This window comes from Pseudofrankia asymbiotica, assembly GCF_001983105.1.
Classification (GTDB): domain Bacteria; phylum Actinomycetota; class Actinomycetes; order Frankiales; family Frankiaceae; genus Pseudofrankia; species Pseudofrankia asymbiotica.
This window is the reverse complement of record NZ_MOMC01000022.1, coordinates 37,967-52,785: the sequence shown is the minus strand read 5'-3', so window position 1 is coordinate 52,785 and position 14,819 is coordinate 37,967. Positions and strand designations below refer to the sequence as shown.

Below are 14,819 nucleotides of genomic sequence, written 5' to 3'. Positions count from 1 at the left end.
ACGGCCGCTCGCCGACGACACCTGCCGGACGGCGGCAGCGCCGCAATGGGGCGCTGCCGCTGTCAGCCGAATCCGGTTTGTCTCCCGAATGAAGGTCGCGGACGTGACGGAACTGTACTGGGACCCGTACGACACGGTGATCGACACCAACCCGTATCCGGTGTGGCACCGGATGCGCGACGAGGTGCCGGTCTACCGGAACGAGAAGTTCGACTTCTACGCGCTGTCCCGGTTCAAGGACGTCGACGACGCGAGCCTCGACCCGGCGACCTTCAGCTCCGCCTACGGCACCGTGCTCGAGATCATGGGTGACCAGCCGTATGACAACGGCATGATCATCTTCACGGACCCGCCGTCGCACACGATGATGCGCGTGCTGGTGTCCCGCGGCTTCACCCCGCGCCGGATCGCCGCACTGGAGAGCCACATCCGCACGCTGTGCGCCCAGCTGCTCGACCAGCACGTCGGCAGCGGCGGCTTCGACTTCGTCCAGGACTTCTCCGCGATCCTGCCGTCGATGGTCATCTCCGAGCTGATCGGCGTCGAACCGGCGGACCGCGAGGAGGTCCGGAAGCTGATCGACAAGACCTTCTACATCGACCCGGAGAAGGGGATGGTCAACGACATCTCCTTCGGGGCCCAGATCCAGCTGCACGAGATCTTCGGCGCGACGATCGAGGCCCGCCGCAAGGCGCCGCGCGACGACGTCATGACCGCGCTGACCGAGGCCGAGATCAAGACCACGGACGGCACCCGCAAGCTGACCACCAAAGAGGCGACCGACTTCACCAACCTGCTCGTCTCCGCCGGCACCGAGACCGTCGCCCGCCTCCTTGGCTGGGCCGCGTCCCTGCTCGCCGAGCACCCCGACCAGCGCGCCGCGCTCGCCGCGGACCCGTCGCTGCTCCCGGGCGCCGTCGAGGAGACGCTGCGGTTCGAGGCCCCCTCCCCCGTGCAGGGCCGCACGACCACCCGCGAGCTGGAGATGCACGGGGTCACGATCCCGGAGCACTCCAAGGTGCTGCTGCTGACCGCCGCGRCCAACCGGGACGAGCGCAAGTACGCCGACCCGGACACGTACGACATCCGCCGCAAGTTCGACAGCCACGTCTCCTTCGGCCACGGCCCGCACTTCTGCCTCGGCGCCTCGCTCGCCCGGATGGAGGGCCGGGTCGCGCTGGAGGAGGTCCTGAAGCGGTTCCCGACCTGGGAGATCGACCACGACAACGTGCACCGGCTGCACACCAGCACCGTGCGCGGCTACGAGAAGCTGCCGATCCTGCTCTGAGCCCCGCCCCGCCGGGTGGTGCTGGCGGCCGGCCCGGCCCGGCTCGCCCGCCAGCACCGCCGCCCCCCCGACCCCGCCGCTCGTCAGCGTTGCCGAGCGGCGGCCCGGGGGTCAGTCGGTTCCCGTGGGCCCCTCGCCTCGCGGCGGTGGGGGCGCCACAGCCGCGCGATCGCCACGGGTGCTCGGCGCACTGATCACGAGGAACCGGACGTCGCCCGGCCCCTGGTTGAAGATCTGGTGCGGCAGCCCGGCAGGTATCTCGGTGCCCCTGCCAGGGGCCAGCGCGACGTCGCCCTCGGCCGTGCGCATGACCGCCTCGCCTTCGGTCACGTAGAAGAACTGACGTGCCCTGGCATGGACATGCCATTCCTCACCCGCACCCGCCGGGACGCGCTCCTCCACTACGGACAGGCCGGGCTGGTCGACCAGCCGCCACCCGTCGGACACCTCGCCCCAGATGTGGTGGGGCGCGCGCAGACGATCGATCGGTTCGGGCATGGCGACATAATTTCAGCGAGCGACAGGGCTGGCCCGACCAGCTGGAGAGGATCTCCACAACGGTGGTGGACGCCCGAAGGCCTCCTTATACTGACGCCGGCGCCAAATACTGACGCCGGTATCAAATTTGACGAAGGGGGCGACCTTGGCTCAGCGCGTCGTCGCGGAAGGCCTGTTCGACTGGCCGTCGGACGAGCCCCGGCTCATCGGGTCGAAGTRCCAGGCCTGTGGCCTGATCGCGTTCCCCGCCTACCCGAACTGCCCGAAGTGCGGCTCCCTGGACGTCGCCGAGACCCGGCTGTCCACGCGGGGCACGCTGTGGACGTGGACCCGGCAGCGGTTCCAGCCGAAGAACCCGCCCTACCTCGGCACCGAGCCGGCGGCTGACTTCGTCGGCTACGGGGTCGGCTACATCGAGCTCCCGGAGGCCCGGATCGAGGCCCGGCTCACGGTGGGTGTCGACGAGCCGCTGGAGATCGGCCAGGAGATGGAGCTGGCCGTCGTCCCCTTCGCCACGGACGCCGACGGCACCGAGGTGCTGACGTACGCCTTCCGTCCCGTCCCCCAGTCCGTCGAGAAGAGCTGAGGCGGCCGCCATGGACGATGTCGCGATCATCGGAGTCGGCAGGACCCCCTTCGGCCGGTTCCCCGGCCAGAGCGCCATTCACCTCGGCGCGGCGGCGGTGCGCACGGCACTCGCCGACGCCGGCCTGGAATGGAAGCAGATCCAGTTCGGCTTCGCGGGCAGCTTCGAGGTCGACAACCCGGATGCGGTCGTCAATTTCCTCGGCCTGACCGGAATTCCGATCACCGACGTCTACAACGGCTGCGCGACCGCGGCGAGCGCGCTCACCCAGGCGGCCAACACGATCCGTCTCGGCGAGTACGACCTCGGTATCGCGATCGGCATGGACAAGCACCCGACCGGCGCCTTCGCCTCCTACTCGGAGGAGTACGGACTACCGGCCTGGTACGGCGAGACCGGCCTGTTCCTCACGCCGAAGTTCTTCGCCATGAAGATCCAGCGGTACATGTACGACCATGGCATCAGCCCGGCGACGCTGGCGAAGGTCGCGGCCAAGAACTACCGCAACGGCGCGATCAGCCCGGAGGCGTTCCGGCGCACCCCCATGACCGAGGAGCAGATCCTCGGCGCACGGATGGTGAACGACCCGCTGACGCAGTACATGTTCTGCTCGCCGGACGAGGGCGCGGCGGCCGTCATCCTGTGCAAGGCCAGCGCCGCGCACAAGTACACCAGCAACCCGATCTACCTGAAGGCCTCCGTCGTGCGGACCCGCAGGCTCGGCGCGTTCGAGGTCCACAGCCCGTGGCTGCCGCTGGAGCGGGACGAGGCCCCGACCGTCTACGCCTCCCGGGCCGCCTACGAGATGGCCGGCATCGGGCCCGAGGACGTCGACGTCGCGCAGCTGCAGGACACCGACGCGGGCGCCGAGGTGATCCACCTGGCCGAGAACGGCCTGTGCAAGGACGGCGAGCAGGAGCGCCTGTACGCCGAGGGCGCCACCGAGATCGGCGGCAGCCTCCCGGTCAACACCGACGGCGGCCTCATCGCCAACGGCGAGCCGATCGGCGCCTCCGGCCTCCGCCAGGTCTACGAGCTGACCAGGCAGCTGCGCGGCACCGCCGGCGACCGCCAGGTCCCGGGCAGCCCGCGGGTCGGCTACGGCCAGCTCTACGGCGCTCCCGGCACCGCCGGCGTCGCCATCCTGTCCACCTGACCCCCCTGTCCCCTCCCTCGACGCCTGGCCCGGAATGCTCCGGGCCAGGCGTCGCGCCGTCGGCAGGGGGGCGGTGCGGTGCGTTCGTTCCTCGACCAATCAGTGGAGAAACCATGGCGCTCGCCTTACGCGACGTCGACGAGGTCATCGGTGACTACACCGGCCGATCGCGCGTCGTCCTGGAGTACTCGCGACTCATGAAGACAATGGTCGACGCGGCCAAGCAGCCCGGGTTCACCGTCGACAGCTGGGCACCCGTCGCCGCGCTGGTCAACGTGGCGGAGTTCGAGCGGGTCGGCAACTTCAAAGAGGTCATGAGCTGGCCCGAGTACGCCGCCTTCCTGACGGCCTGGGCCAGCACCTCCGAGTGGGAGTGCTCGTTCCGGCGGATCACCGAGGCCGGCGGGGTCGTGCTCCTGGAGCTGGAGGAACGCAGCCGGGTCGGCGACCACACCAGCGTCGTCAACTCGGCCACGGTCTATGACTTCGACGAGGCAGGAAAGATCACCCACCTGTCCGTCTACCTGCAGATGGCCCTGCCGGACCCGGAGATGCTGGGAAGCTACGAGGGCATCGGGATCTCGGGGTAACCAGCCGCACCCGGGTCACGCCGCCGGTCCCGCTGGCGGGACCGGCGAGACCGGCGGGATGTCGTCGGCTCGGCTCAGCCGCCGCGCGCGGCGACGAGGGCGCCCCGGTTGACCTTCGTCGCCTCGCTGCGTGGGATGGCGTCGAGGAACTCGATCGTCTTCGGGACCTTGTACGTCGTCAGGCGGCTCTTCGCGTAGGCGATGAGCTCGGTCTCGGCCGGCGGGTTCGCCTTGTCGGCGGGCTCGACCAGGGCGTGTACCCGTCGGCCCCACTCCTCGTCGCGCAGGCCGATGACGACGATGTCGGCGATGGCCGGGTGGTCGATGAGCGCCGCCTCGACCTCGGCGGGGAACACGTTCGCGCCGCCCGTGATGATCATGTCCACGCGCCGGTCGGCGAGGTAGAGGTAGCCGTCCTCGTCGAGGTGGCCCATGTCGCCGGCGGTGGCGAAGCCGTCCTCGGTGGTGCGCATCCGGGGGGCGGCGCCGAGGTAGTGGTAACCGCCGACGCTGTTGAGGCCAGCGCCGCTACGCAGGTAGACGTCGCCGATCTCCCCGGTCGGCAGCTCGTCGCCCGCCGGGTCGAGGATCCGGACCTCGGTGCCGCGGATGCCGCGCCCGACGCTGCCCTGGCGACCCATCCACTCGTCGCCGAACAGCGCCGTGAAGCCGAGCCCCTCGGTCATTCCGTAGATCATGAAGATCTTCTCCGGGCCGATCAGCTTCGCCCAGCGGTGCACCAGCGACGGCGGCATCGGCGCCGCGCCCTGCGTGATCCACTCGATGCTGGAGAAGTCGCGGGCGTCGACGCCGGGAAGGTCGGCGATCCGCTGAAGCATGGTGGGCGCCGCGGTGAACTGTGAGATCTTGTGGCGCTCGATCGCGTCGACGGCCTTGGCCGCGTCGAACTTCGTCAGCACGATCAGCCGGTCGCCGGCGAGCAGGTTGTACAGCGTGGTGAACCCGTTGGCGTGGTACATCGGCGCCATCACCAGGACCGTCTGGGTCGGGGCCACGGTCCGCCAGGCGGCGACCACCGGGATCGCCATCCGGGCGTCGTAGATCGCCGGCCGCTCGTTGACGATCACCTTCGGCAGGCCCGTCGACCCGCTGCTGCAGATGCCCTGCAGATGCGGAGCGGTGACCTCGGGCAGGTCCGGCACCGGGTCGCCCGCGGTGGCGTCGATCCAGTCGAGGTCCGCCGCGCTCAGGTGGACCTTGGGAGCGATGACCTCCAGGACCCGGGCGAGCTCCCAGTCCGGCACGTCCCAGCGCACCGGCACCGGCACGGCCCCGACCTTCCACGCCGCGAACGCCGCCACCACCATCTGCGGCGAGTTGCGCAGCCCAAGGCTGACGCGGTCTCCCACGCCGACGCCGCGCGCCCCGAACGCCCCGGCGATCTGGCTCGACCGCCGGTCCAGCCACTCCCAGGTGAACGAGGACTCCGCCCCGTCGAGCGCGACGCACCATAACGCGGGGACGTCGGGCTGCTCGGCGCCGAGCTGGCGAATCCGGCCGCCGATGCTGACCGGGATGACCTCAGCGGCGGCCGTGCTCATGCGACGATGCCGCGCAGCTTCAGGTCCAGCACCGCCTCGAAGTCCAGGCCGAGCTCACCGAGGACCTCGTCGGCGTGCTCGTTGAACTCGGGCGCCCGCCGCGTCGGCGCCGGCTCGCCGCCGAACTGCGCCGGGACGGCGGTCATCTGGAACGGGGTCCCGGCGGCGTTCTCAAGGTCCTGGACGTAGCCGTTCGCCACGCTCTGCGGGTCGGTCGCGGCCTCCAGCGTGCTCTGGACGACCGTCCACTGCCCGGAGAAGTCCGCGAACCGCTCCCGCCATTCCTCGACCGGGCGGGTCGCGAACTCCGCGGCGAGGATCTCGCTCGCCTCGACCCTGTTCTCCATCAGGGACGCGTGGTCGGCGAAGCGCGGGTCGGTCGCCAGCTCGGGGCGGCCCAGCTTGGCGCACGCCTCGGGCCAGTAGTGCCCCGCCTGCAGGCAGGAGAAGCCGAGCCAGCGCCCGTCCTTGGTCCGGTAACTGCCGACCAGCGGGTTGCTCCGATGGCCCGACGGCGGACCCTGCCAAGGCGTCTTCGTGAGCACCGAAAGGGCGAGCGCCTGACCCATGGCCCACATGCCGGTGCTCAGCAGCGAGACGTCCACGGTCGTCGCCTCGCCGGTGCGCTCGCGGTGGAAGAGGGCGCCCATGATCCCACCGGCGATGGTCATCGCCCCGATCGAGTCGCCGAAGCCAGGCGCGGGCGGGCCGACCAGGGTGTCCGAGTCGGACGGGGTGGCTCCCATGGCGACGCCGGCACGCTGCCAGAAGGCGAGGAAGTCGTACGCGCCGCGGTCGGCCTCCGGACCGCGCTCGCCCTGGCCGGTGCCACTCGTGTAGATGATGTTCGGGTTCTGCGCGCGGATGTCGTCGAGCTCGATCTTCAGCTTCTTGCGGACCCGCGGTAGCTTGTTGGTGAGGAAGACGTCCGAGGTGGCGGCCAGCTTGTAGACGATGTCGAGGCCCTCGGGCGAGGTCAGGTCGAGCGCGAGGCTGCGCTTCCCCCGGTTCGAGTGCTCGAACAGCACGTGGACGTTCATGGGGATGCTGACCGTGCCGGAGCTGGCGAGGCCGCGCATCGCGTCGCCCCGCTCGACATGCTCGATCTTGATGACGTCGGCACCCAGGTCCGCTAACAGCGCGGACGCCGCGGGGACGAACGTGTGCTCCGCGACCTCGAGGATCCGCACGCCCTGCATCACCGCGGTCATCCAGTGCCTCCAGTCGCACACGGCCGGCGCCGGCCGGGGTTCTAACATCAGCGTCAACTCATACTCCCGGGCCCGACCCGCCCGCGCAAGCACAGCACCGGTCGCCGCCTAATTACTTAACGTCACGAACCCGACGTCACAGGGCCATCATCGGTCACGGACGCGGACTCGGAGGCCGGTTCAGGCTCGGAGGCCGGTTCAGGCTCGGAGGCCGGTTCAGGCTCGGAGGCCGGTTCAGGCTCGGAGGCCGGTTCAGGCTCGGAGGCCGGTTCAGGAAGCCGGCCCAGGAGCCGCCGACGGCGGGAAGGACTGGCCGGACAGGGCCGCGAGCGCGTGGACGAGCGACTGGGTGCCGTCGCGGCCTCGACCCTGGCCCTGCAGGGCGACGTAAAGCTGGCTCGCGAGGGCGAGGCCCGGCAGGGCGAGACGGGCACGCCGGGCCTCGGCGAGGGCGATGCCCAGGTCCTTGACGAAATGATCGACGAAGAACCCCGGGGCGAAGTCGCCGGCGACGATCCTGGGCGCGAGGTTCGACAGCGACCAGCTGCCCGCCGCCCCGCCCGAGACGGACTCGAGCACCCGCTCGACGTCCAGGCCCGAGCGGTAGGCGTAGAGCAGCGCCTCGGTCACGCCGACCATCGTGGACGCGATCAGGATCTGGTTGACCATCTTCGTGTGCTGCCCGGTGCCGGCGCCGCCCTGCCGGATGATCGACTTCCCCATCACGTCGAGGCACGGGCGAACCGCCTCGACGACGTCCGCCGGGCCGCCGACCATGATCGACAGAGTGGCGCCGCGGGCGCCGACGTCGCCACCGGAGACCGGCGCGTCCAGCGCGTGCGCGCCGCGCGCGGCGGCCGCCTCGGCGACCTCGATGGCGAGCGCGGGCTCACTGGTCGTCATGTCCACCAGGACCGCGCCCGGCCGGGCGCCGCCGAGCGCCCCCTCCGGCCCGAGCAGCACCTCGCGCACGTCCTCGGGGAACCCGACCATCGAGAACACCACGTCGCTGACCGCGGCGACCCCGGCCGGGGTGTCGGCCCAGGTCGCGCCCTCGTCGAGCAGCCCCTTGGCGCGCTCCCGAGTCCTGGTGGTCACGGTGAGCGGGTAGCCGGCACGCCGCAGGTGCCCGGCCATGGCGGCCCCCATGACGCCGGTGCCGATCCACCCGACGCGGGTCGACGACGGCGAGACCGCGGCGGGCGGCGCGGAGGCCACCGCCTCGGAAGGAGACGAGGCGGAAGAGGACGAGGCGGAGTCAGACACGTCTCACCACCCTAATAGTCCATGGCCACGGCACCACCGGGCCGGAACCGGCCCGCGAGCCGCGAGCCGCGAGCCGCCAGCCTGGCCACGGGCCCGCTCGGCTCGCCGCGGGGTCCACCAACGGGCCGCCGCGCCCGCCCGCCCCGTCCGGGGCGGGATGCCGCCCACAGCAAGTGAGTGTACGTTTACTTATTGATATCGCTACCAGGACGGCCAGAGAGGCCCACCCGCCCGGCCGGCACCGCGCCGGCATCCGGCACCGCGCCGGTATGCGTCCAGGCGGGGTGAACCGACCAGTCCCGGCGGCGGATCAGGCGACCGCGGTGCCGACTGTCACTACGGTGTAACAAGAGACAACCCCCAGTACGGCGACGGGAGCGGCTGGCATGCGTGACGCGGTGATCGTGGAGGCCGTCCGGACACCGGTCGGCAAGCGCAACGGCGGGCTCTCGGGCGTGCACCCGACCGATCTCTCGGCGCTCGTGCTCGCCGCCCTGGTGGAGCGGGCGGGCGTGGACCCGGCGCTGGTCGAGGACGTCGTGTGGGGCTGCGTCGGCCAGGTCGGTGAGCAGACCTTCGACATCGGCCGCAACGCGGCGCTGGCCGCCGGCTTCCCGGAGACCGTCACCGGGGTCACCGTCGACCGGCAGTGCGGCTCGTCCCAGCAGGCCGTGCACTTCGCCGCCGCCGGGGTGGTCGCCGGCCACTACGACATCGTCATCGCGGGCGGCGTCGAGTCGATGTCCCGGGTGCCGATGGGCACCTCGCTGCTCGACAAGTCCCCCCTCGGCGAGCGGTACCTGGCCCGGTACGACGGCGTCTTCCCGAACCAGGGCGTCGGCGCGGAGATGATCGCCGAGCGCTGGGGCCTGTCGCGCACCCAGTGCGACGAGTTCTCGATCGCCTCGCACGAGAAGGCCGCCGCCGCGCAGGACGACGGCCGTTTCGACGCGCAGATCGTGCCGGTGACGCTGGCCGACGGCACCGTCATCAGCCGGGACGAGGGCATCCGCCGCGGCGGCACCGTCGAGGGCCTGGCCAAGTTGAAGACGGTCTTCAAGCCGGCCGAGGAGGGCGGCGTGATCACCGCCGGCAACTCCTCGCAGATCTCCGACGGCTCGGCCGCGCTGCTGATCATGACCAGCGAGAAGGCCGCCGAGCTGGGGCTCACCCCCATCGCCCGGGTTCACAGCGTCGCACTCGCCGGCTCGGACCCGGTCATCATGCTGACCGCGCCGATCCCGGCGACGCAGAAGGTCCTCGCGCGCTCAGGCCTGGGACTGGGCGACATCGGCGCGTTCGAGGTGAACGAGGCGTTCGCCCCGGTCCCGCTCGCCTGGCTCGCCGACATCGGCGCCGACGCGAAGGCGCTGAACCCGAACGGCGGCGCGATCGCGCTGGGCCACCCGCTGGGCGGCTCCGGTGCCCGGATCATGACGACGCTGGTCAACCACATGCGGGACAACGGGATCCGGTACGGCCTGCAGACCATGTGCGAGGGCGGCGGCCAGGCCAACGCCACCATCCTCGAACTGCTGTAACGCGGTTCGCTCCGTGCGGGCACGGAGCGAACCAAAAATACAGTTGACGGGGAAGTGATTGGACACTAACTTCGAGGCATGGCTACAGGGACGAGGCAGACTGCGGACGAGCGCCGCGCGTCGGTGCTCGCGGCGGCCGTGACGGAGTTCGCCCGGGGCGGCCTGGAGGGCACGTCGACCGAGGCGATCGCCGCGGCGGTCGGTATCTCCCAGCCGTATTTGTTCCGGCTGTTCGGCTCGAAGAAGGGCCTGTTCCTGGCGGCGGTGAAGGAGACGTTCGCCCGGACGGTCACCACGTTCGAGAGCGCGGCGGGCGAGCTGACCGGCGAGGAGGCCCTGACCGCCATGGCCAAGGCCTACAACGGCCTGCTGGCCGAGTCCAGCTACCTGCTGATGCAGATGCAGGCGTACGCGGCCTGCGGCGACCCGGACATCCGGGTCGTGACCCGGCGAGGGTTCCGCGACCTGTGGTACACCGTCGAGCGCCTCGCCGGCCTGGACGTCAACGTGCTGCGCGCGTTCTTCGCCATGGGGATGCTCTGCAACGTCTCCGCGGCCATGGACCTGCCGGCCGTCGACGAGCGCTGGGCCCAGATCATCTGCCCGCCCGACGGGCCCGATTCGGACATGAAGGCCACCAAGGAAGCCCTCGCCAGAGGCTTCATGGGCTCGGCCGGCGAGCCGGAGCCCGATGCCGATGTCGACTGAACATCAGGATCGTCTCCCGCCGGAGTAAGAAGCGCCCAGTCGTCTCTCGGGCATAGATCGACAGTCGTTACCCGGGCCCGCTCCCGTCAGGGGTTCCGCTCCCACACGCACCTTCGCTGAGCAGCATGCGCTTCTTTGCGCCAGCACAAGCTAGTGGTCAATCACTACCTCGAAGGGAAACCGATGACCACCGACCGGAGCCGTCTCACCTGGACCTTCGTGGTCACGTGCATCGCCGCGTTCATGACCTCCCTGGACAACCTGGTGGTCACGATGGCGCTGCCGTCGATCCGCGAGGGCCTGCACGCCAGCCTGGCCGAGCTGGAATGGACGGTGAACGCCTACACCCTGACGTTCGCCGTCCTCCTGCTGCCCGCCGCGGCACTGGGCGACCGCCTCGGCCGCCGCCGCCTCTTCGCCATCGGTCTGTCGATCTTCACCGTGGCCAGCGCCGCCGCCGCGCTGGCGCCGAGCGTCGGCGCTCTCATCGCCGCCAGGGCGGTGCAGGGCGTGGGCGGGGCGATCGTGCTGCCCCTGTCGATGACCCTGCTGTCGGCCGCGGTCCCCCCTGCGCGCCGGGGCGCCGCCCTCGGTGTCTGGGGCGCCGTGTCCGGCCTGGCCATCGCGCTGGGACCGCTCGTCGGCGGGGCCATCACCCAGGGCGCCGCCTGGCAGTGGATCTTCTGGCTGAACGTGCCGCTCGGCCTCGCCGCGATCCCGCTGGCGTTCGCCCGCCTCACCGAGAGCCGCGAGGCTTCCAGCCGGCTGGACGTCGCCGGCACCGTCCTGGTCAGCCTGGGTCTGTTCGGGATCGTCCTCGGCCTGGTCCGCGGCCAGGACCACGGCTGGACCAGCGCCGGCGTCCTCGGAGCGATCGTCGCCGGCGTGGCGGGGCTCGCCGCCTTCGTCGCCTGGGAGCTGCGGACCGAGCGGACCGGAGGCGCCCCGATGCTGCCGCTGAGCCTGTTCCGCAGGCGGGGGTTCGCCGCGGTCAACGCCGTCTCGGTCTTCTTCTCCTTCGGGATGTTCGGCTCGATCTTCCTGCTCTCCCAGTACCTGCAGAACGTCATGGGCTACTCGCCCCTGGGCGCCGGGCTGCGCACCCTGCCCTGGACCGCGATGCCGCTGCTCGTCGCGCCGATCGCCGGTCCGCTGTCCGACCGCATCGGCGGGCGCCCGCTGATGATCGCCGGGCTGACCATGATGACCGGCGGGCTGCTGTGGATGCGCGCCGACCTGACCCCCGACACGACGTTTCTGACGCTGGTGCCCGCCTTCGTCATCGCCGGCATCGGCATGGCCCTGTTCTTCGTCCCCGTCGCCAACGTGGTCATGGGATCCGTGCCGCCCGAGTACGAGGGCGTCGCGTCCGGGACCAACAACGCCGTCCGCGAGGTCGGCGGGGTGTTCGGCATCGCGATTCTGGCCTCGGTGTTCGCCGCGGCCGGCGGCTACGCCAGCGCCGTCGACTTCACCCACGGGCTGCACGTCGCCCTCCTCGTCGGCGCGGCCGTCACCGGCGCCGGAGCGCTCGGCTCCCTGCTCGTGCCCCGGCGCCGGGCAGCCACCGTCACCGAGCTCGCCGACGGCCACGCCGCCGAACCCGCCCCGGCCCTCCACCTCGACCTCGACCTCGAGCCCGCCAAGTCCTGACAGTCCCGCCGCGTATTTGGATCCAGAGCCCGAGAAGGTCAGAGCCCCGTGCCGGTAGATCCGGGACGGGGCTCTGACCTGTCTCACCAGGCGCCCCTCGGGGCGCCCGAAGGCTAGTCGGGGATGGCGCGCAGGCGCCTGGCCATGGCCAGCGGGGTGACGGTCAGGACACCGGAGTCGACGGGCAGCGTGACGCCGGTGACCCAGCGGGCGTCGTCGCTGGCGAGGAAGCCGACCGCCGCGGCGACGTCCCAGCCGGTGCCCTCGGTGCCGAGCAGGCCGGCCTCCTTGCGCAGCGTGTCGACATAGTCGGAGGACTGGCCGGGGATCGACAGCACCATCGGCGTGACGATGTGGCCGGGGGCGATGGCGTTGWCCCGGATGCCCTCGCGGCCGTGGGCGTAGGCCATCTCGACGGTCATCGCGAGCATCGCGCCCTTGGCGGCCGAGTAGGCGATCGTGCCGTCGCCGCGCAGGCCGGAGATCGACGCGATGTTGACGACCGAGCCGGAGCCCTGGGCCGCCATCACCGGGATCGTGTACTTGCAGGCCAGGAACATCGTGCGCAGGTTGATGTCCAGCGCCTTGTCCCAGGCCTCCTCGGTGATGTCGACGACCGTGCCGACCGACGCCATGCCGATGTTGTTCACGAGGATGTCGACGGTCCCGAACGCGTCGACGGCGGCCTTCACCATCGCCTCGCAGGTGGCCGCCCTGGTGCAGTCGCCGGCGAAGACCTCCGCCTTGCCGCCCTCGGACTCGATCAGCTTCCGGGTCTCCTCGGCCCGGTCCGCGAACAGGTCGACGAGCAGCACGCTCGCGCCCTCGCGCGCGAGCACCACCGCGCTGGCCTTGCCCGTGCCGACGCCCGGGCCGGGCGTCGAGCCGGCCCCCGTCACGATCGCGACCTTGCCCTCGACCCGACCGGCCATGTTGCCGCTCCTCTTCCTCGATGTCTCCCGAACCGGACGGCGGCTGCGCGCCGCCCGGCGTCTCCGTCGCCGGCCCCGCGCCGCGCCGCGCCGCGCCCGCCCTACGGCATCCGGGTGAGCAGCGCGGCGCCGGCCTCGTAACCGCCGACGCTGGTGACGGCCGCGACCCGCGCGTCCGTGACCTGCCGCTCGCCGCACTCACCGCGCAGCTGGCGGACCGCCTCCGCGGTGTGGCCGAACGCGGCGTGCAGCCGGCCACCGGAGAGCTGACCGCCCCAGGTGTTCAGCGGCAGCTCCCCGCCCAGCCCGATCCGCCTGCCGCCCTCGACGAACGCCCCGGCCTCCCCCCGCCCGCAGAAGCCCATCGCCTCCAGCCACCACACGGCCTCGATGGCGAAGCCGTCGTAGATCTCGGCCACGTCGACGTCGGCCGGCCGCAGGTCGGTACGCGCCCACATCGCGGCCGCGGTGGCGTAGCCGACTCGGCCCATGTCCTCCCACTGCTCCCAGCTCGGCCGCCCGTCGACGACGCCGGCCATCGCCTCGATGGCGACCGGCGCCCGCAGGTCGGCTGCCGTCTCAGCGGCGGACACGACGATCGCGGTGGCGCCGTCGGCGGGGACGTCGCAGTCGTACAGGCAGATCGGCGTCGAGATCATCCGGGCCGCCAGGTAGTCGTCGACGGTGAGCGGCGAGCGGTAGACCGCGTCCGGGTTGAGCGCGGCGTGTGCACGCTGGGTCACCGGGATCCAGGCCAGCTGCTCGCGGGTGACGCCGTACTCGTGCATGTACCGGGTGGCGTACGGGGCGATCTGGCAGACGGGCGAGAGCGCGCCGACCGGCAGCARCCAGGCCAGCGGCCCGGCCGCGGTCGGGTTCGTCGAGCCGTACGCCGGGCGGCCGCCCGCGTTGCGGGCCGCGCTGCCCTCCTTGACCGTGCGCCAGATGACGACGTGGCGGGCCTGCCCGGTCGCGACGGCCATGGCCGGCCCGTAGAACGGCAGGCACATCCCCTCGACGATTCCTTGTCGCCAGGATGTCGTGACCCGCAGCGCGTCCTGGATCTCGTAGAGGTCGCCGTTGGCGTAGCCGGGGACGTTGGCCTTGCCGCCGCCGGGGAACATCGCGAGCCCGTCGATGTCGTCGAGGGTCAGCCCCGCGTCCGCGACCGCCGCGAGGATCGCGTCGATCGTCAGCTGGAACCCGGAGCGGTCGACCTGGCGCCCGATCGCCGACTGGCCGACGCCGGAGATGACCGCCCGCCGCTCGAACAGCTCGCCGCCCATCCCGCTCACTCCCCACCGTCGTCGGGRCGAGTGCCAATGCCGGCGGTGCCGGCGGTACCTGCCGTGCCGGAGGCGCCGTCGGCTACCGCGACGAAGCTGGGAACGGCGTAGCCGCCCGGTCCTGGCTCGAAACCGACCTCGACGGTCATCCCGACCGCCGCGTCCTCGGGCGGGCAGCCGCGCAGCCGGCCGAACACCCGCACACCCGGATGGTCGGCCCACTCGACCAGGACCAACGCGTACGGAACCTCGAGACCGGGCATCCAACGCTGGTAGTTGACGGTGAGGCTGTAGACGTGGCCGCGCCCGGTGATCTCGACGTGCTCCACCACCCGGCTCCGGCAGGATCGGCACATCCCGTACGGCGGGAACGACTCGGCCCCGCAGTCGGCGCAGCGCTCCACGAGCAGGCGGCCCTCGGCCGCCGCCGCCCAGAAGGCGGCGGTCTCCTCGGTGACGGCGGGCGGTATGCCTACGGTCGCGGTCACGGGTCCCCTCGGGTCGGTGCTGGTCCGCCCTGGTCGTCCGGCCTGTCGGAGCTG

At 71.5% G+C, this 14,819-nt stretch carries 14 protein-coding genes; 7 read left to right on the top strand and 7 right to left on the bottom strand.

Going from position 1 to position 14,819, the window contains the following annotated elements:
* The first annotated feature begins 103 nt into the window (after positions 1-103).
* On the top strand, positions 104-1,288 hold the full coding sequence (locus BL253_RS11930; protein ID WP_241834728.1) for a cytochrome P450: 1,185 nt from the start codon (positions 104-106) through the stop codon (positions 1,286-1,288).
* 111 nt (positions 1,289-1,399) lie between these two features.
* Here the strand turns inward: BL253_RS11930 and BL253_RS11925 are convergent, their stop codons facing one another.
* Positions 1,400-1,786 (bottom strand): cupin domain-containing protein, encoded by a 387-nt coding sequence (locus BL253_RS11925; protein ID WP_076816373.1) that lies wholly within the window; start codon positions 1,784-1,786, stop codon positions 1,400-1,402.
* 145 nt (positions 1,787-1,931) lie between these two features.
* On the opposite strand from BL253_RS11925, the gene BL253_RS11920 reads away from it, so the two are divergent.
* The 3 genes from BL253_RS11920 to BL253_RS11910 all read left to right on the top strand — a co-directional run bounded on the left by BL253_RS11920 (position 1,932) and on the right by BL253_RS11910 (position 4,118).
* Positions 1,932-2,372 carry a Zn-ribbon domain-containing OB-fold protein gene (locus tag BL253_RS11920; protein WP_076816372.1) on the top strand — a complete coding sequence of 147 codons (441 nt, stop codon included), beginning with the start codon at positions 1,932-1,934 and terminating at the stop codon, positions 2,370-2,372.
* A gap of 10 nt (positions 2,373-2,382) precedes the next feature.
* Positions 2,383-3,528, top strand: coding sequence for a thiolase family protein (locus BL253_RS11915; RefSeq protein ID WP_076816370.1), 1,146 nt, complete (start codon positions 2,383-2,385; stop codon positions 3,526-3,528).
* 113 nt (positions 3,529-3,641) lie between these two features.
* Entirely contained in the window at positions 3,642-4,118 is a 477-nt protein-coding gene (locus tag BL253_RS11910) for a hypothetical protein (RefSeq protein ID WP_076816368.1), read from the top strand.
* Positions 4,119-4,192: 74 nt separating this feature from the next.
* Here the strand turns inward: BL253_RS11910 and BL253_RS11905 are convergent, their stop codons facing one another.
* The 3 genes from BL253_RS11905 to BL253_RS11895 all read right to left on the bottom strand — a co-directional run bounded on the left by BL253_RS11905 (position 4,193) and on the right by BL253_RS11895 (position 8,157).
* Complete coding sequence (locus BL253_RS11905; protein ID WP_076816366.1) at positions 4,193-5,680, bottom strand: class I adenylate-forming enzyme family protein; 1,488 nt, start codon at positions 5,678-5,680, stop codon at positions 4,193-4,195.
* Positions 5,677-6,891: a CaiB/BaiF CoA transferase family protein gene (locus tag BL253_RS11900; protein WP_076816365.1), complete on the bottom strand. Its 1,215-nt coding sequence runs from the start codon at positions 6,889-6,891 to the stop codon at positions 5,677-5,679. Before BL253_RS11900 ends, BL253_RS11905 begins: the two co-directional genes overlap by 4 nt.
* A 270-nt stretch (positions 6,892-7,161) precedes the next feature.
* Positions 7,162-8,157 carry an NAD(P)-dependent oxidoreductase gene (locus tag BL253_RS11895; RefSeq protein WP_081438246.1) on the bottom strand — a complete coding sequence of 332 codons (996 nt, stop codon included), beginning with the start codon at positions 8,155-8,157 and terminating at the stop codon, positions 7,162-7,164.
* A gap of 386 nt (positions 8,158-8,543) precedes the next feature.
* Between BL253_RS11895 and BL253_RS11890 the strand changes: the two genes are divergently transcribed.
* From BL253_RS11890 to BL253_RS11880, 3 genes are all read left to right on the top strand, one after another.
* Complete coding sequence (locus BL253_RS11890) at positions 8,544-9,698, top strand: thiolase family protein (protein ID WP_076816361.1); 1,155 nt, start codon at positions 8,544-8,546, stop codon at positions 9,696-9,698.
* Between the two features lie 78 nt (positions 9,699-9,776).
* Positions 9,777-10,406 (top strand): TetR/AcrR family transcriptional regulator, encoded by a 630-nt coding sequence (locus BL253_RS11885; protein ID WP_076816359.1) that lies wholly within the window; start codon positions 9,777-9,779, stop codon positions 10,404-10,406.
* A gap of 183 nt (positions 10,407-10,589) precedes the next feature.
* Positions 10,590-12,059, top strand: coding sequence for a DHA2 family efflux MFS transporter permease subunit (locus BL253_RS11880; RefSeq protein ID WP_076816561.1), 1,470 nt, complete (start codon positions 10,590-10,592; stop codon positions 12,057-12,059).
* Positions 12,060-12,172: 113 nt separating this feature from the next.
* Here the strand turns inward: BL253_RS11880 and BL253_RS11875 are convergent, their stop codons facing one another.
* From BL253_RS11875 to BL253_RS11865, 3 genes are all read right to left on the bottom strand, one after another.
* On the bottom strand, positions 12,173-12,991 hold the full coding sequence (locus tag BL253_RS11875; protein ID WP_076816357.1) for an SDR family NAD(P)-dependent oxidoreductase: 819 nt from the start codon (positions 12,989-12,991) through the stop codon (positions 12,173-12,175).
* A gap of 101 nt (positions 12,992-13,092) precedes the next feature.
* Positions 13,093-14,277: a thiolase family protein gene (locus BL253_RS11870; protein ID WP_076816356.1), complete on the bottom strand. Its 1,185-nt coding sequence runs from the start codon at positions 14,275-14,277 to the stop codon at positions 13,093-13,095.
* A 5-nt stretch (positions 14,278-14,282) separates the two neighbouring features.
* Positions 14,283-14,765, bottom strand: a complete 483-nt coding sequence (locus BL253_RS11865; RefSeq protein WP_076816354.1) for a Zn-ribbon domain-containing OB-fold protein — start codon at positions 14,763-14,765, stop codon at positions 14,283-14,285.
* Between the last annotated feature and the right edge of the window lie 54 nt (positions 14,766-14,819).